Raw genomic sequence first — 16,343 nt, forward strand, 5'->3', positions numbered from 1 at the left:
TCGCTGCAGGACCCGCGCTACGCTACCGGTCTCGAGAGGCGACGGACCTCACCCGCCTCTCGAATCGCGTGACGCTCCCGTCCAGTCGTCCCGTCGGCGGCGCAACCGCTTTGCCGCTCCGTCCCGCTACTGAGAGTGATGGGTCCCCGCCTCGTCCACTATTCGGACGTCGAGAACGCCTACGACGACCCCGACCGCATCGGTCGGCTTGCCAGCACGCTCGATGCCTCGACCGGGCCCGACTCGCTGCTCGTCGGGACCGGCGACAACACCGCGCCGGGCGTCCTCTCGCTGGTGACGAACGGACGACAAGCGCTCGACCTCTTCTCGGCCGTCGAACCCGACTTCGAGACGTTCGGGAACCACGACTTCGACCACGGTCTGGATGCCACGCGGGACGTCGTCGAGGCGTCGCCACAGACGTGGCTCACCGCCAACGTCCGGAACGGCGACGGACGGTTCCTCGCCGACGAGACGGCACAGTGGGCCGTCCGCGAGGTGGCCGGCACCCGAATCGGGTTCGTCGGCGTCACGGCACCAGAGACGGGGGCTGCCAGCCCCGCCGCCGAACCGCTGACGTTCACCGACCCGTTCGACGCGGTGGCCGGCGCAGAAGCGGCACTGCGGAACGCGGGCGCCGAGTACGTGGTCGTCCTCTCACACCTCGGGCGAGCGGACGATGACCTCGCCCGCCGGAGCGACGTCGACGTTATTCTGGGCGGCCACGTCCACCAGCGGCGCATCGAACGCGTCGACGGGACCCTGCTGGCCCGACCCGGATCGAACGGCCATACGGTCGTCACGGTGGCGCTCGACGGCGCCGAACCGACCGCGGAGTTCAAGACCGTCGACGATGCCGCGCCCGACGAGCGCGTCACTGGAGCCATCGAGGACCGACTAGCAGAGACCGGACTGGACGAGATCGTCGCCACCGTCGAGGAACCGATTTCTCGCGAGCGGATGGACACCTACGGCGGCGAGAGCCGCATCGGTAACTTCGTCGCCGACGCCTATCGGTGGGCGATGGACACCGACGTCGGCCTCCAGAACGGCGGCGGGGTGCGCGAGGACGAGACGCCGCTGTCGGGGGACGTGACCGTCGCCGACCTCGTCTCCGTCGTCCCGTTCGAGGAACCCGTCGTCGTGGCCGAGGTTAGCGGCGCGGAACTCCGCACGCTCTGCCGGCAGGCCAGCGGGCGGGTCGTCCCGTACGGCGAGCCAGACTGGTGGAACGCCCACCTCAGCGGCCTCGAAGTCGTCTGGGACCGCGAGAGCCGGACCGTCGAACGGCTTCACGTCGGCGGTGAGCCAGTCGACCCGGAAACGACCTACACCGTCGCGACGACGGACTATCTGCTCCACACCCCGGTCGAGTTCCCCGTCCTCACGGGCACCCACCGCGTCGACGTGGGGGCGCTTCAGTACGAGGTCCTCGCGGAGTACGCGCGAGCCGAGGGCATCGACCCGTCGGTCACTGGTCGAGTGGTGCGTCGCTAGGGATTTAACCCCGGCCACCGAACCTCCCGGCGATGCCACAGGTCGTCGTCCCGGTTCGTTATCCCCTCTCCGAGAACTCGCGTGCCACCCTCGCCGAGGCTATCCGAGTCGCCGAGGAAGAGGACGCGGACCTCACCGTTCTCCACGTCAACCTCTATCAGAACGGGCACAAGATATCGCGGTCGCAACTGAAGAGCGCCGTCGAACGTGAGTTCGGACACCTCCGACGAACACGCTACGTCGTCCGGTCGGGGATGCTCGTCGAGGAGACGATTCTCGACGAGGTGGCCGCACAGGACGCCGACGTCGTCGTCATCGGCGACAAACAGGTGAGTCGCTGGCGGTCGATGGTTCGCCGCCTCGTCGACGACCCGGACATAGAGCACTTCCTCCGTGAGGAACTGGACTGTGACGTCGTCACGGTCAGCCCCGACAGCAAGCGGTCGGGTTACTCGGCGTCGCGTTCGTCGGGGAACTGAGCGCCGGGCGAGGGCCCCGGTCCAGCGTCACTCTCGGACAGCGACACCTGCATCTCCCCGCTCGTCTCGTCGAAGAACAGGTGCGAGTGGGGGTAGGCGATTTCGACGTCGGCGTCGTCGAGTGCGTCCCAGACGTTGGTCTGGACCTTCGACCGAGAGGCCAGTAGTTTGTACGGTTCCGTCACCCAGTAGCGAAGCGTCAACAGGACGCCGTGGTCGCCGAACTCGTTGATGTACGCCGTCGGGGCGGAGGGGTAGCGGGCCGCCCCCACGCGGATGTTGGGGCCGCCCTCGATGACGTTGTCCACGTCGCGGGCCGCACGTTCGATGAGTTTCCGGGCCTCGGCGATGTCGCTCTCGTAGGTCACCAGCACGTCCAGCGAGAGGCGGGTTCGCGGGTCCTCCGCGGAGTAGTTGACCACGTCCCGGTCGCGCATCGATCCGTTCGGGATGATGAGGAAGGTGTTATCGAGCGTGAACACCTTGGTGTACCTGAGCGTGATATCCTCGACGAACCCTCGCTGGCCCCGGTCGGCCAGTTCGATCATATCGCCGATCTCGTAGGGCTGGTCGGCCAGCAGGAAGACGCCGGAAATGAAACTCCCGACGATGGGCGCGACCACGACACCCACCACGGCGGAGAAGACGGCCACTGAGAGGCCGATGTCGCCGATACCGAGGCCGTAGATGCCCATGATAGTCAGCAGGGCTAAGACGTAGACGCCAACCCGGATGCCTCGGAGGGCTGTCCGCGTCAGACTGGGGCGGCGGAACCGCTGTGCGACGCGCCGGCCGAGCAAGCGAACGAGAAGGCGCGACGCCAGTAGCGCCAGTACGATGACGAGCAGCGACGTCAGCAACTGGGACGCCCAGAGAGGTATCTCGAAGGGGAGCCACGAGAACAGCGTCTGGGTCGCCTCCGCGGCCGTCTGGGTCGCCTCCGCGGCCGTCTGGGTCGACGTCGGTGTCGGCGACGCCGTCTGAAACAACACGACGTAGCCGGGATGCATGGCACAGACTGAACGGTCCCACGAGAAAAGCGTTCCCCTCCCAAACCGATTAGACGGCGGCAGACGAGACAGTCACCATGGTATCAGCTGACACTGCTGGACCCACCTTCGAATTGACCGCCGAACCGCCGGACGTCGACACGCTCGCCGTCGGGTTCACCGAGTACGGCCTCGCCGGCTTCACCGCCGTCGACTACCTCGTCGACCAGATGGAGATGGAACAGGTGGGGTACCTCGACAGCGCCGGGCCGCCGACCATCACGCCGTTCGAGGACGGAACCCCGCGGCATCACACACGTCTGTACGCCGACGAGGACGCGTCACTGGGCGTCGTCATCAGCGAGCGGTTCGTCCCGCCACAGATGGCCGAGTCCTTCGCGGACGCCGTCGACGACGTCTACGCGCAGTTGACGCCGACGAACCTCACCGTCCTCTCGGGCGTTCCCGTCGCACACGGCCCCGAGGACCACGTCCCGTTCTACATCGCCACCGAGGACTACCGGGAGCGCTATCTCTCGGATACCGACATCAGGGCGATGGGACGGGTTCTTAGACGGGCCACGGCGGAACTGGTCGCCCGAGGAATCCCCGACGACGAACGCCCCGTCGGCGTGTTCACGACGCCGGCCCACCCACAGGCGCCAGACGCCGCCGCTGCGGTCCGCCTCGTCGAGGCGCTCTCGGCGACCCACGACGTCGACGTCGACACCGAACCGCTCGCCGAGTTCGCCGCCACCGTCGAGGCCCAGTACCGGGCGCTGGCCGAGCGAATCGAAGCGACCCAAGAGGAAATGATGCCAGACGACCGGATGTACATGTGAGCGCGAGGTAGGCGAATGTGTCACACAGTAGGTACCGGTCGGAACTCGTAGACAGGGCGTTTCCCCGTGAATAATTAAACAATTTGTCAACACATACTTCACGCTCCGTCCCCTCTCTAGAGGTGATGACTCCTATCGAAACCCACCCGGTGGACGCCGCTGACGCGCAGCGGTCGGTCCATCAGCGCTCGAAGGGCGTGCTGTTCTGCCCGGCCTGCGGCCACGAGAGTCCAGTGGGTGGTGACTGGCACGTCGAACTGACCGGTGACACGCGGACCCGCCGCTGTCCCGACTGCCGGACGGTCGTGAGCGACCGCTAGTACTCGCGTATCTCTTCGTCTGTGACGACCGAATCGAGTAGCGACGTCGGCGTCGCGTCGTAGGCCGGATTGGCCACGTCGAACCCCTCTGCCGGTTCGCGCAGTACCTCTGCCGGCGACCGGAACTCGTTCTCGAAGGCGAACGCGCCGTCGACGAACTTCGCGTCTGCCCCCACCACCGTCATCGGGACGCCGGTGTCCTCGGCGGCCGTGGCGATGGGGTAGGTGCCGACCCGGTTGTACAGCGTGTCCGCTACGATACAGTCCATCCCGACCAGCACCCGGTCACACTCGGGCAGGTAGTGGCCCGCCGCGCTGTCGACGATGAGCGTCACGTCTATCCCGTCTCGCTCCGCGAGTTTCCGTGCCATCTTCCGGCCGAGGAACCGCGGTCGAGACTCGGTAGTGTACACCTCGAAGGAGTGTCCCGATTCAAGCGCGTCGTCGATAGCCGTCAACACCGTCGAGGAGAAGTCGTGTGTCAACAGCGTGTCGTCGTCCGCGATGAGGTCTGCGGCGCGCGCCGCCGCGCGGTCCTTCGCGTACTCAACTTCGTCGACGACCGCGTCGATGGCCTCCCCAGTGAGTCGCTTCGCGGCGGCCACGTCGTCCGGGTCGGCGTCCGTGACGGCCTCGACGATCTCCAACTGCGTGGTGTGAAGCGACGCGTGCGACGGGTTCGCCCGCCGGAGGGCGTTGCTGTTGCGCTCCAGCGTCCGGAGGTACTCCTCGACCGTCGGGAACTCCCGGTCTGTGAGGGCGCGCAACGCCTTTGCCGCCTTCATCGCCACCGTCGAGGAACTGTGGGTCTGCATCTCCTCGATTTCCTCGACTGTCTCGTCTATCATGTGGGGGGTTGTGACCCGAATCGATATGTGCTTTCCCCTCTCGGGGAGCCGAACAGCATTTAACGCCGTCTACCGATGTAACTGGCAGGCGATGGGTGGGCGCAGTCTCAGCGACGACACGGTAGGGATGTCGGAGTCGATAGGCGTCGGTGTCCTCATCTTCCTGACCATCTTCGTGACGGCCATCGTCGGCCTGAACGTCCTCGTCGTCGAAGACGACAGCGGCAGCGGCCCGCAAGCGAACTTCACCTACGACTACGTCAGCGAGAACGAACTCCTCTTGGTGACCTACAGCCGCGGCGACCCGCTCGAAGCGGGCAAAATCGAGTTCGAGGGGCCAAGCAAGCGGGTGACGTGGGCACGACTCGCGAACCGGAACAACACGTCGATGGTCGAACCCGGTGACATCGCGCAGTTGAGCAGCGGCAACGCCTACGGACGACGCGTGAGCGCGAGAGACACCGTCGAGATATACTACAACCGGAGCGGCAACCGGACGAAGTTGGACGAGTGGAGCGGCGGGTGAGTCATACGGATTGTCGGAGCTGTGTACCGGTGCCGGCGATACCGGTACGAGACTACGACGATCCGTATCAGCCCTTGATGTTGCAGACGGGGAAGGTTCGCGCGACGCGGTCACCGATTCCCAGCGCGTCCGACACCCGGACGACTTCGTCGACGTCTTTGTAGACGCCGGGTGCCTCCTCGGCCACCGTCGCCCCCGACTGCGCTTTGACGTAGACGTGCTGGTGGTCGCGCAGGTCGTCGCGCACGTCCTCGCCCCAGTACTCCTGTTTGGCCTGCGTCCTGCTCATTAGCCGTCCGGCACCGTGGGCCGTCGACCCGAACGTCTCCGCCAGCGAGTTCTCGCCGCCGCGGAGGACGTACGACCCGGCGCCCATGCTCCCGGGGATGATGACGGGTTGGCCCACGTCGGCGTAGGCCGGCGGGAGTTCCGGCCGACCAGCGGGGAACGCCCGGGTCGCCCCCTTCCGGTGGACGTACAGTTCGCGGTCCTCACCGTCCACGTCGTGGACCTCCTTCTTCGCGATGTTGTGCGCCACGTCGTACAGCAGTTCGAGGTCCTCCCGGTCGACGTCGAACACGTCGGTGAAGACGTCCCGCGTCCGGTGCATGACGAGTTGGCGGTTCACCCACGCGAAGTTGATGGCCGCGCACATCGCCCGGTAGTACTCGTCGGCCAGTTGTGACCCCGCGGGCGCCGCGGCGAGTTCCTTGTCCGGCAACTGGGCGAGCAAGTCGCCGTGGCGCTTCTCGATTTTCCGGAGGTAATCCGTACACACCTGATGGCCGAGGCCCCGCGAGCCACAGTGGATGAGGACGACGATCTGGTCCGGCGAGAGACCGAACTCCGTCGCCACGTCCTCGCGGTAGACGTCCGTGACGCGCTGGACTTCGAGGAAGTGGTTGCCAGAGCCCAGCGACCCGACCTGTTCTTTCCCCCGGTTCTTCGCCTTCTCCGAGACGACGCTGGCGTCGCCCTCGGGGCGGTACCCCTCGTCTTCGCAGTGTTCGAGGTCGGCCTCGGTGGCGTAGCCCTGTTCCAGCGCCCAGTCCATCCCGCGTTCGAGGATAGCGTCGACGTCCTCGACGGACCCCTCGTAGACGCCGCCGCCGCCCAGTCCAGAGGGAACGGCCGCGAACAGGCGGTCGACGAGTTCCGTCTCGTGACCCTGTACGTCGGCGTATTCGAGTGGCGTCGTCAGCATCCGGACGCCGCAGTTGATGTCGTAGCCCACCGCACCGGGCGAGATACAGCCGTCCTCGGTGTCGATGCCCGCGACGCCGCCGACGGGGAAGCCGTACCCCTGATGGCCGTCGGGCATACACAGCGTGTACTTCTGCACGCCGGGGAGGTGTGCGGAGTTCTGCAACTGTTCGAGCGTCTTGTCGTCGCTAATCTCGTCCAGCAACTGCTCGCTCGCGAGAACCCGCGCCGGCACGCGCATCCCGTCTGTCGGCGGAATCTCCCAGACGTACTCCCGGACCCGTTCGAGCGTGACCGAACCGGTGTCGTATGTCACCATGTGTGAACGTCCGCCACGGACGCCCAAATGTGTATGGTCGCTCGGCTGTCAGTCGGCGGGGACGACTGGTTCCTCGTCAGAGACGGCTGGTCGGCCGAACCAATGGTCGAAGGAAATCGGCCCGGCCCCCATCGTGAAGACGGCCGAGGCCATCCCGAAGAGGGTGATGTGAGCCAGCACCGGGTCGTCCGGCAGTCCGAACAGCGTCGTCGTAAAGAGGACGAACGACGCGGCGGCCGCCCCGCGCGTGAAGAAGCCGGCGATCAGCGCGAGACCGACCAGCATCTCGGTCACGCCAGCACCGACGACCCACATCCCGGGGTCGACTGGCACGACGGCCGTGAGATTGTACTTCTCGACGACCAGCAGGCCGCTCCCCGGGTCGGCGAGTTTCTGGAACAGGCCCAGATAGACGAACGCGACGCCCATCCCGACCCGCAACACGGTCGGGACGTACGGGCGGAAGGGGTCGGTCACGTCGTCTAAGAACGCCTTCAGGTGATGGACCGGGTCGATGCGGCCGTAGTAGGTCCCTTCGGTGCTGGCGACCTCGTGTAACATGTCGTCGGCGCTCGGTCGGCCACCGCCGACGACGAGCAAGGCGAGGAATGCCGGGACGTACTCCATCGCGAGCACGACGCCGGGGTCGACGGTCAGCGCCCACAGATAGGTGAGCAGGCCGATAGCGGTGGTGATACGCGTCGCCAGACCGAACAGGATGAAAAACCCCAGGCCGATGAACAACAGCCTGACGAGCGGATTCGCGCTCGGGTCGAACGACACTGTCGGCGCGAACAGGTACCCCTGAAAACCGGCCCCCACCAGTGGTAGTCCGACCGCGAGCCTGAGCATCCACGGCACGAGGTCGGTGTAGCCGGCGAGTTTCTCCCGCAGGATGACGATGTCGGCGATGGTCGGACGGATCCAGAGATACGCGGCGATGCCAACGACGCCCGCGAGTCCGGACACGCCGAAGATGGCGGCGTTTATCGGGTTCGAGAGGACCTCGATGAGGAAGGCGAACGCATCGAGTGCCGCACCGGGGCCGTCTGTGACGTAGTCGACGTGTGCAACAGCAGGCCGACTCGTCGCGACGACAGCGGCCCCCAACAGAACCCCCGTGAGTATCGAACGGCGTTTCATACACCCGCTAGGGCCACGAGACACCTAATCCTGTTCCTCTTCGTCCCGTTCGATACCCTGTTGGGTCTCTGCATCCGGTTCGACGTCGGGGGGGTGGATGTCTCGTGGCAGGTCGCTTTCGTCACCGAGCGTTCCGTTCCCCTGTTGGAGTTCTTCGGGGTGGTCCGCGTCGGTCCCGACCGTCTCCTCGGTGTCCTGCCGGCGCACCATAGCCTCGGGCGTCTCCGCGTGTTCTGGGTCCATGGTCTCGCTGTACGCGGCTTCACGGTCCCGTACGTCCGTCTGGGGCATCGGTTCGCGCATCGCATCGTCCGGTTGGTACTGCGCCTGTGCCGGGTGGCCGGCGCTAGCCGTCGTTTCCCCCGCTCCGATGGGTGTAGAGACAGTTCCCTCGCCGATAGCGACCCCGCTCGTGACGATAGAGCGGATGCCCTCCTCGACGGTCATGTCCACGTCGTACACCCGGTCCATCTCGACGTGGATGACGTATCCGCCCATCACCGGGTTCGGCGCCATCGGCATGAACAGCGTCACCATCTCCCCGTTATCCGTCGCGTCTTCGATACTCTGGGGCGTACTCGCGGTGACGAAGGCGATGGTGAACGACCCCGCTGTCGGATACTCGACGAGGACGACCTCCTTGAAACTCTGCGTGTCGCTGTCCAGTAACATGTCGCTCATCTCGTCGAAACTCGTATACAGCGAGCCGACGCCGGGGATGCGCTTCATCGTCGCGTCGAACGCCGACTCGATACGGCCGTTGCCCGAACGCCGCTCGGCGACGAACCCGATACAGAAGACGCCGGCGACCAGAACGACGAGCGCGAACACCTTCAGGAGAAACGGCGACGTCTCCGAGGGCCGAATCTGTGACCCGGACATCTCGAAGGTGAACGCCACGATAGGGTCGAGCACGTTCGAGAGCGCGTTGACGATGACCCCCATGACCAACAGCGTCACCAGCAACGGAATCGTCAAGGCGAACCCCGTGATGACGGCCCGCCGTGCCGTCGTCCTGACCGCCGTCGGCGAGACGCGACTCGGCGCTCTCCTGTCACTCATGCCAGCGGACACGACAGGCAGTCGGAAAAAGCTGTACCTTAGCCCATCCCTAGCGTTTAGGTAGCGGTATCAGTGTAAGCGAGCCAGAACGCCCCACCGGAAGCTGGCTGCTCGAACGGGCTAGATGGGAAAACGGGGCGACTGGCCGTCTGCGTCGCGCTGCTCCGTGTCTGTCTCGTCACTCCCCACCGCCAGTCCATCGGCGGTGGAATTATATTCGTGCCTCTACTATGTGAGTGTCAGTGAGCGTCAACATCGAAACACGGGTCGTCGACCGGGGGAACGACGAGTACGTCGATGACGCGTGGCGACTCAAAGAGAACATCCGGGAAGCGGACGGTGTACTCCGGCAGCGGCGGGGATTTTTCAGAAACGCGTACCGCCGTTCGACGGTCTATCTCTACCTCGACCGCTCTTCGGATCGACTCGTCGGCTTCGCCGCGGTCCGTCGGGACGGCTACATCCTCTTTCTCGCCGTCAACGACGACTACCGCGGCCACGGGTTCGGGAAGCGCCTCGTCGCGCGCGTCGCCGAAGACTACGGGAGCGTGACCTGTCACGCCCGGTCGACGAACGAGGGCGCACTGGGCTTTTATAAGCACATCGGCTTCGAGATTCGGCGCCGCATCGACAACTACTACGAGGACGGCGGCGACGCATACTACCTCAAACTCGGCGACGACTCGATAACCGACAAATTATCGAAGTTCCTGCGCGGGTAGGAGAACCCTTTTGAACGGGTCCCCCCAACCGAGTCACCGATGGAAGCGCGGACCCTCGAGTATCTCCGTGGCCGCTTCGGCGACCACTACCGTCGCACGTCGATAGCGCCGCCGCCGGCCGCGAACGAACGAGAGTGGGGGTTCATCCCGTGGACGGACGGCCCCGGCGAGACGATGGTGCGCCACCGCTCGCTACTGGACCTCGGCGACATCGAGGAGTTCCTCGGTCGGAAGAAGCCACGCCACGTCTACTTCTCGGCGGGCCGCTACGACGACCCGAGCGCCTCGTCGATGAGCGACAAGGGATGGCGCTCCTCGGACCTCGTCTTCGACTTAGACGCCGACCACCTCCCCTCGGTCGTCCTCGGCGAGGACTCCTACGCCGAGATGCTCGCGAAGTGTAAGGACGCGTTAGTTCGCCTGCTCGACTTTCTGGAGGACGACTTCGCGTTCGACGACCTGACCGTCGTCTTCTCGGGCGGCCGTGGCTACCACGTCCACGTCCGCGACGAGGCTATCCGCGGCCTCGAACGGGACGCCAGACGGGAAATCGTCGACTACGTCCGTGGCATCGGTCTGGAGTTCGAGGAACTGGTCGAGATAGAGACAGTGGCCGGCACCGCCGGCCGGTCCAGCCCCGCCGAGAAGCGCACGCTCACCACCGAGGGCGGGTGGAGCGCACGCGCACACCGCCACATCATGTCGGAGGTCGACGCGTTGCTGGAGATGGACGAAACCGACGCCCTCGAACGGTTACAGCGGTACGAGGGCATCGGCGAGGGGAAGGCGACGGCCGCGCTCAACGCCGCCCGGACCAACTACGACGAGTTAGCCGCCGGCAACATCGACGTCCACTCGGCGTTCTACCAGATTTCGAAGGTGCTGGTCCACGAGGTTGTCGCCGACGAGAACGCTCCAATCGACGAACCGGTGACGACTGACACGAACCGGCTCATCCGCCTGCCGGGGTCGCTCCACGGCGGCAGCGGCCTCGAAGTCCAGCGCATCGACCGCGACGCACTCGACGAGTTCGACCCGCTCGTCGACGCGGTGCCAGAGACCTTCCGCGGCCACGAGATAACCGTCGAGGTGACCGACGGCGGCCTCGTCGAACTCGACGGGGATAGCTTTACAGTGGAGGCGGGTAATCACACAGTACCAGAGCACGTGGGCGTGTTCCTGATGGCCCGCGGTCGCGCCGAGAAGGGTGCAGAATGAATCTCGACGAACTTCAATCGGTCCAGTCACGCGAGCGCCAGACCGACCAGCTACAGCAGTTGCGCGCGACGTTCTACGAGGAGGCCGGCCAGTTCGTCAACCAACTCCGCGAGGAACGTGACCGTGCGGCCGACCGGGCCGACGACCCGTTCGACTCGCCGGAGGTCAACCGCCTCACCGACGACATCAAGACCGCCGAACAGACCGTCGAGGCCATCTACGAGCGCCGCGTCGGGAAAATCGTCAAGATGGCGTCGCTCGCGGCCGCCGACATGCCCACCGAAGACGACGGGCTGACACAGGAAGAACGGCACCTCTTCGAGACGATGGTCGGGGCCATCAAGGAGAACCGCCAGCACGTCTTAGACGTCATCGCGGGCGAGGCGCCGACTGGCGCCGTCGACGACGGCGAGAGTTCGACGACGCAACCACCGACCGACGACGCCGGCACGCCGACGCAGGATTCGGCGCCAGCCCCGCCGTCCGACGTAGCGCCCGACGCGCCCCAGCGGACCGCCGACGAACCGACGTCGAGCGTCGATGCGGCGGACCTCATGGGCGGTGGAGCCGACGCCTCGTCCGGTACCGACGCACAATCGGACGAGGACGGCGACACGACCGACGCCCCGACGCCGCCACCGGAAGAACCGGCCCCCCAGCGGCCGCCGGACGAAGCCGCGGCGGCCGCCGGCGGTGACGAAACACCGGCGACCGGCGACCGAGACGGTGGGACGGACGACGTGGCCAGAAAGACCGTCCGCATCACCGACGACGTGGGCGAGATATTCGGCGTCGACCAGCGCGAGTACGACCTCTCGACGGACGACGTGGTGACGCTGCCAGCCGACAATGCCGACCCGCTGGTCGAGCGCGACGCCGCCGAACCGCTCGAGTAAGCGGGACAGCGCCTCTCAGCAGTCGCTCGAACGGCCCCCAGCCACGGGCGTAGCTATACGTCGTGGCCGGTCGAACCGAGTTCCATGCTGACAACCCAGACGGCGAGACTTAGCCGAGAGGACCTCCCCGGAGTACTCGCGACGATTCTACTCGTCAACGTCGTCGGCGCGGCGCCGGCCGCCCTCGGCGGTCCCGACTCCGCGTGGTTCCAGCGCCTCGTCAAACCCGGTCTCTACCCACCACCGTGGGTGTTCGGCGTCATCTGGACGGCCCTGTTTACGCTCATGGGCGTCGCACTCTACCTCGTCTGGCGGGCCGACGCGGGCCGGCAACGGCGTCTCGCACTGGGCCTGTTCGCCGCACAGATGGCGTTCAACGTCGCGTGGACGCCGACGTTCTTTCAGGCACAGAACCTCACGCTGGCGCTGGGCGTCGTTCTCCTCCTGCTAGCACTGCTGGTGCCGACGATAGTCGCGTTCTACCGGGTCCGTCGGCGGGCCGGTCTGTTGCTCGTCCCGTACCTGCTGTGGGTGGCCTTCGCCGCCGTCCTGAACTACCGCTTCGTCGCAGTGAACTGACGCCCGGCAGGTTAGGGCCGCGGCCGCCGACCCAGTTTCAGTTCGACCGTCTGCGTCTGGCCGTCACGCACAATCGTCACGTCGACGGTGTCGCCGGGGCTGGTCTCCAGTGCGAGGTACGTCGCGAGCGCCTGCCGGGTCGGCGTCGGCGTGTCGTCCAATCGTCGAACGACGTCGCCGCCGACCGGAATCTCCGTGTTGTTGATGGTCTCGGAGCCGTCGCTCCCTTGCAGGACGCCGTCGGAGGGACCCCCGTCGACGATCGTGTCGATGTAGACGCCCGAGGCCCGCCGGAGGTCGTTGGCTTCGGCGATGAGCGGTTCGACGCTCTGGAGGGTCACGCCCATGTAAGAGTGGCGGTAGGTGCCGTCTTCGACGAGCGCCGGGACGACCCGCTGTGCCAGTTGGGCCGAGATTGCGAAGGCGACGTTGTCGCCGCCACCGGCGTTGATGACGCCGACGACGTCGCCGTCTAAATCGACGAGCGGTCCGCCGCTGTTGCCGGGGTTGACCGCCGCGTCGGTCTGGATGGCGTCCGCGATAGAGAAGTTGTTCGCACCGCGGAGCGTCCGGTCGACGCCGCTGACGATGCCTTCAGAGACGGACCCCGAGAGGCCGAAGGGGTTCCCGATGGCGACGACCCGCGTTCCCACCGGCGGGTCGCGCCGGACGAACGGCAGCGGCGTCGCGCTCTCGGGTACGCTCCGGACACGCAACACCGCGAGGTCGCTGTAGACGTCGGTTCCGACGACCGAGACTCGGCGCCAGCCAGTGTCGGCGAAGCGGACGTAGTACTCGTCACCGCCGGCGACGACGTGTTCGTTCGTGACGACGTGCTCGTCGTCGACGAGAAAGCCGCTGCCCTGTGACCCCCGCCCGATGCGAGAGTAGACCCGTATAGAGACGACCGAGTCCGCAACCTCGCGATAGACGCTCGTGTAGACGCTACCACCGGACTGCGTCGACTGCTGGGACTGCCGAGACTGGGGCGCCGTGTCTGTCCCGGCCGTCGCGGGACCGTCTACTTGCCCCGGTGCTTGGCACCCTGCTGTCCCGGCGAGTGTGACGCCGAGTGCGCCGAGAAAGCCCCGGCGCGAGAGCCTGTCGTTATCCATACCGACGTGTTAGGAGAGCGACCGAATAAAGCCACGGTCGCGGGGCACAAACTACTATATCGAGGCTAGCAAATGGGACGTATGGCTGATGTGTCACAGGACTCGACTCCTTCTCCGGGGTTCGTCCTTCCGGGGCTACGGTGTGCCATGGAGATGGCACTCGTCGGCACCATCGTTGCACTCCTCGGCCTCCCGGCGGACGAACCGATGGTGCTTGGCGTCGTGCTGTTGTCGGCGCTCGTCGGGATGGTAGTGGTCCTCTTCTGGGCGCTGAACAGGCACATGCGGCGTTGGATACGCTACGCGCAGGGGAAACCGACGACGCTCGGTCTCTTCGACTGACGGCCCCAGTCGCGGTGTAGTCTTAAGTGCGAGCCACGAGTATTCACGGCCGACTCATGGAACTCACATGGCACGGCCACTCCACGTGGCACGTCAGCGTCGACGACACGGACCTGCTCATCGACCCGTTCTTCGACAACCCCTACACCGACACCGACCCCGAGGAGCTAGACCCCGATTACGTCCTGCTAACACACGGCCACGCCGACCACATCGGTGACGTGGACCGCTATGAGGGGACGGGCCTCGTCGCCACGCCGGAACTCGTCGAGTACTGCGAGGACAACTTCGGCGAGTTCGACGCCGTCGGCGGCATGGGGATGAACCTCGGGGGCACCGTCGAAATCGGTGACGCCTTCGTCACGATGCACCGGGCCGACCACACCAACGGCATCGACACCTCCTACGGCACGAGCGCCGGGATGCCCGCCGGGTTCGTCATCTCCGATACGAAGCCCACGCAGGTCAGCGACGAGGAGTCCACGACGTTCTACCACGCCGGGGACACGGGTCTGATGACCGAGATGCGCGAGGTCATCGGGCCGTACCTCGAACCGGACGCCGCGGCGCTCCCCGTCGGTGACCACTTCACGATGGGGCCGATGCAGGCCGCCATCGCGGTCGATTGGCTGGACGTCGACTACGCGTTCCCGATGCACTACGACACGTTCCCGCCAATCGAGATAGACACCGACGACTTCGTGAGAGAAGTGAAAGCGGCCGGTAGCGACACGGAAGTCGTCGTCCTCGACGGCGACGAGACCTACGACCTGTAGCCACGGTCGTCAGTCGTCGCTCACACTGACGTCTGCCATTTCTTCGAGTGGTTTGAGTACGGCCGCCATGTCCTCGTCACCGTAGCCGCGGGCGCGGGCCGCGCTGAACGCCTCGCGGGCCGCCGCGGTCTGGGAGAGCGGAACGCCGATGTCGCCGGCGCGGGCAAGTGCCAGTGAGAGGTCCTTGAACTGGTAGTCGACCGGGAATCGCGACTCGAAGTCGTCGTCCGCGATGGCCGCGCCCTTGCCCGCGAACAGCGGACAGTCGAGGCCCCCGCTCCCGACGACGGTACGCATGTCATCGAGGGCGAGACCGTTCTTGCGACCGAAGACGAGCGCTTCCGCGAAGGCGTTCATCGCGTTCCCGAGCAGGAGGTTGACGAACAGTTTCATGTTCGTCCCCTGTCCGACGCCACCGCAATGGACGACCGGGTCACACATCGCCGCAAGCACTGGGCGCACGTCCTCGACCACGGCCTCGTCACCGCCCGCGAGCCCGACCAGCGTCCCTTCGCGGGCCGGGCCGACAGTTCCGGAGACCGGGGCGTCGACGAACCGGGCGCCAGCCTCCGCGACCAGTTCGGCCGCTGCCATCGTCTCCTCGTAGGCGATGGTGCTCATCTGGACCACCGTCGTCTCCGCGTCGAGGCCACCGAGGACGCCGAGATCGCGTTCGAGCACCTCGGCGACGGCGTCGCCGTCGCTGACCATGAGACAGACCACGTCGGACCGCTTGGTCAGGTGTTTCGGCGAGTCCGCCACCGAGATGCCCGCTTCGGCGAACGGTTGCTCGCGGTCGGTCGTCCGGTTGTAGACGACGACGTCGAACCCCGCGTCGTCGAGGTTCCACGCCATCGGCGTTCCCATCGCGCCGAGACCGATGAATCCGACAGTCGTCATGTGTGCGTCTTCGGGCGCGCTAGCCTTCAATCCGCTGTCGGTTCTCGCTCACCGAGACACACTATCGGACAACGTTTACGTTACCGGGACGAGACTCCCCGAGTGCTATGGCAGACATCGAAGTCACCAGCACGTGCGAGGAAGGCTACACGGTCGAGAGCGTCATCAACGGCGAGTGGGAACTCGTCGTCGACGCCCTGAGCAACGACGGCCCGTCGGCCAACGAGGTACTCGCGGCCGACTACGCCTCCTGTTACATCCCGGCGTTCCGCGTCGCCGCGGACAAACACGGCTACGACGACGTAGGGAACATCGAAGTCGACGTCGAGGCCGACCTCGACGAGGACGACGACCTCGTCTCCATCGCCTTCGACATGTCGGTCGAGGCGGACCTCGGCGACGACGAACAGGACATCGTCGAACTCGGCGAGGACATCTGTCACGTCCACTCGGCGCTACGGGACGAACTCCACGCCGACATCGCCATCGAGTCCGGCGTCTGAGGCCACCGACCGACCCCGTATTTTTCCGCGCCCGGGAAACGCTCATGGGTGAGGGCCTCGAACA

At 66.0% G+C, this 16,343-nt stretch carries 19 protein-coding genes; 12 read left to right on the top strand and 7 right to left on the bottom strand.

The features are described 5' to 3' along the window. Positions 1-138 precede the first annotated feature (138 nt). Together G9465_RS13055 and G9465_RS13060 are read left to right on the top strand one after the other, a co-directional pair. The gene (locus G9465_RS13055) at positions 139-1,497 is read left to right on the top strand and encodes a bifunctional UDP-sugar hydrolase/5'-nucleotidase (protein WP_166970670.1); all 1,359 of its coding nucleotides are present in this window, start codon (positions 139-141) and stop codon (positions 1,495-1,497) included. 32 nt (positions 1,498-1,529) lie between these two features. Further along, entirely contained in the window at positions 1,530-1,976 is a 447-nt protein-coding gene (locus tag G9465_RS13060; RefSeq protein WP_166970672.1) for a universal stress protein, read from the top strand. Here the strand turns inward: G9465_RS13060 and G9465_RS13065 are convergent. Beyond that, positions 1,946-2,986, bottom strand: a complete 1,041-nt coding sequence (locus G9465_RS13065) for a mechanosensitive ion channel family protein (RefSeq protein WP_166970674.1) — start codon at positions 2,984-2,986, stop codon at positions 1,946-1,948. The two genes, G9465_RS13060 and G9465_RS13065, sit on opposite strands and share 31 nt — an antisense overlap. 77 nt (positions 2,987-3,063) lie before the next feature. Between G9465_RS13065 and G9465_RS13070 the strand changes: the two genes are divergently transcribed. Together G9465_RS13070 and G9465_RS13075 are read left to right on the top strand one after the other, a co-directional pair. Continuing rightward, positions 3,064-3,807 carry a proteasome assembly chaperone family protein gene (locus G9465_RS13070; RefSeq protein ID WP_166970676.1) on the top strand — a complete coding sequence of 248 codons (744 nt, stop codon included), beginning with the start codon at positions 3,064-3,066 and terminating at the stop codon, positions 3,805-3,807. A 125-nt stretch (positions 3,808-3,932) separates the two neighbouring features. Then, a complete protein-coding gene (locus G9465_RS13075) occupies positions 3,933-4,127 on the top strand; it encodes a hypothetical protein (protein ID WP_166970678.1) in 195 nt (64 codons plus the stop codon). Here the strand turns inward: G9465_RS13075 and G9465_RS13080 are convergent. Next, a complete protein-coding gene (locus G9465_RS13080) occupies positions 4,124-4,975 on the bottom strand; it encodes a translation initiation factor eIF-2B (protein ID WP_166970680.1) in 852 nt (283 codons plus the stop codon). The genes G9465_RS13075 and G9465_RS13080 overlap by 4 nt on opposite strands. A 91-nt stretch (positions 4,976-5,066) precedes the next feature. Here G9465_RS13080 and G9465_RS13085 point away from each other — a divergent pair, with 91 nt between their 5' ends. Then, complete coding sequence (locus G9465_RS13085; RefSeq protein WP_166970682.1) at positions 5,067-5,501, top strand: type IV pilin; 435 nt, start codon at positions 5,067-5,069, stop codon at positions 5,499-5,501. Positions 5,502-5,568: 67 nt separating this feature from the next. Here the strand turns inward: G9465_RS13085 and G9465_RS13090 are convergent, their stop codons facing one another. The 3 genes from G9465_RS13090 to G9465_RS13100 are packed head-to-tail and all read right to left on the bottom strand — an operon-like array spanning position 5,569 to position 9,228. Further along, positions 5,569-7,023 carry an RtcB family protein gene (locus tag G9465_RS13090; RefSeq protein ID WP_166970684.1) on the bottom strand — a complete coding sequence of 485 codons (1,455 nt, stop codon included), beginning with the start codon at positions 7,021-7,023 and terminating at the stop codon, positions 5,569-5,571. Between the two features lie 48 nt (positions 7,024-7,071). Further along, positions 7,072-8,166: a DoxX family protein gene (locus G9465_RS13095; RefSeq protein ID WP_166970686.1), complete on the bottom strand. Its 1,095-nt coding sequence runs from the start codon at positions 8,164-8,166 to the stop codon at positions 7,072-7,074. Between the two features lie 24 nt (positions 8,167-8,190). After that, on the bottom strand, positions 8,191-9,228 hold the full coding sequence (locus G9465_RS13100) for a DUF502 domain-containing protein (RefSeq protein WP_166970688.1): 1,038 nt from the start codon (positions 9,226-9,228) through the stop codon (positions 8,191-8,193). A 242-nt stretch (positions 9,229-9,470) separates the two neighbouring features. On the opposite strand from G9465_RS13100, the gene G9465_RS13105 reads away from it, so the two are divergent. The 4 genes from G9465_RS13105 (at position 9,471) to G9465_RS13120 (ending at position 12,643) form a co-directional block, all read left to right on the top strand. Beyond that, positions 9,471-9,950: an N-acetyltransferase gene (locus tag G9465_RS13105; RefSeq protein WP_166970690.1), complete on the top strand. Its 480-nt coding sequence runs from the start codon at positions 9,471-9,473 to the stop codon at positions 9,948-9,950. Between the two features lie 39 nt (positions 9,951-9,989). Then, positions 9,990-11,168 (top strand): DNA primase small subunit PriS, encoded by a 1,179-nt coding sequence (priS, locus tag G9465_RS13110; protein WP_166970692.1) that lies wholly within the window; start codon positions 9,990-9,992, stop codon positions 11,166-11,168. Continuing rightward, complete coding sequence (locus G9465_RS13115) at positions 11,165-12,064, top strand: hypothetical protein (RefSeq protein WP_166970694.1); 900 nt, start codon at positions 11,165-11,167, stop codon at positions 12,062-12,064. The genes priS and G9465_RS13115 overlap by 4 nt, the downstream gene beginning before the upstream one ends. Positions 12,065-12,148: 84 nt before the next feature. Next, positions 12,149-12,643, top strand: a complete 495-nt coding sequence (locus tag G9465_RS13120; RefSeq protein WP_166970696.1) for a TspO/MBR family protein — start codon at positions 12,149-12,151, stop codon at positions 12,641-12,643. A gap of 11 nt (positions 12,644-12,654) precedes the next feature. Here the strand turns inward: G9465_RS13120 and G9465_RS13125 are convergent, their stop codons facing one another. Then, positions 12,655-13,758: a S1C family serine protease gene (locus G9465_RS13125; RefSeq protein ID WP_166970698.1), complete on the bottom strand. Its 1,104-nt coding sequence runs from the start codon at positions 13,756-13,758 to the stop codon at positions 12,655-12,657. 81 nt (positions 13,759-13,839) lie between these two features. On the opposite strand from G9465_RS13125, the gene G9465_RS13130 reads away from it, so the two are divergent. Continuing rightward, positions 13,840-14,100: a hypothetical protein gene (locus G9465_RS13130; protein ID WP_166970700.1), complete on the top strand. Its 261-nt coding sequence runs from the start codon at positions 13,840-13,842 to the stop codon at positions 14,098-14,100. Between the two features lie 56 nt (positions 14,101-14,156). Further along, complete coding sequence (locus tag G9465_RS13135; RefSeq protein ID WP_166970702.1) at positions 14,157-14,876, top strand: metal-dependent hydrolase; 720 nt, start codon at positions 14,157-14,159, stop codon at positions 14,874-14,876. A 9-nt stretch (positions 14,877-14,885) separates the two neighbouring features. On the opposite strand, the gene G9465_RS13140 is transcribed toward G9465_RS13135, so the two are convergent. Then, on the bottom strand, positions 14,886-15,776 hold the full coding sequence (locus G9465_RS13140; RefSeq protein WP_166970704.1) for an NAD(P)-dependent oxidoreductase: 891 nt from the start codon (positions 15,774-15,776) through the stop codon (positions 14,886-14,888). Between the two features lie 107 nt (positions 15,777-15,883). Here G9465_RS13140 and G9465_RS13145 point away from each other — a divergent pair, with 107 nt between their 5' ends. Beyond that, positions 15,884-16,279, top strand: coding sequence for an OsmC family protein (locus G9465_RS13145; protein WP_166970706.1), 396 nt, complete (start codon positions 15,884-15,886; stop codon positions 16,277-16,279). Positions 16,280-16,343: the final 64 nt, after the last annotated feature.

Source organism: Haloarcula sp. JP-L23 (genome assembly GCF_011602445.1).
Classification (GTDB): Archaea; Halobacteriota; Halobacteria; order Halobacteriales; family Haloarculaceae; genus Haloarcula; species Haloarcula pellucida.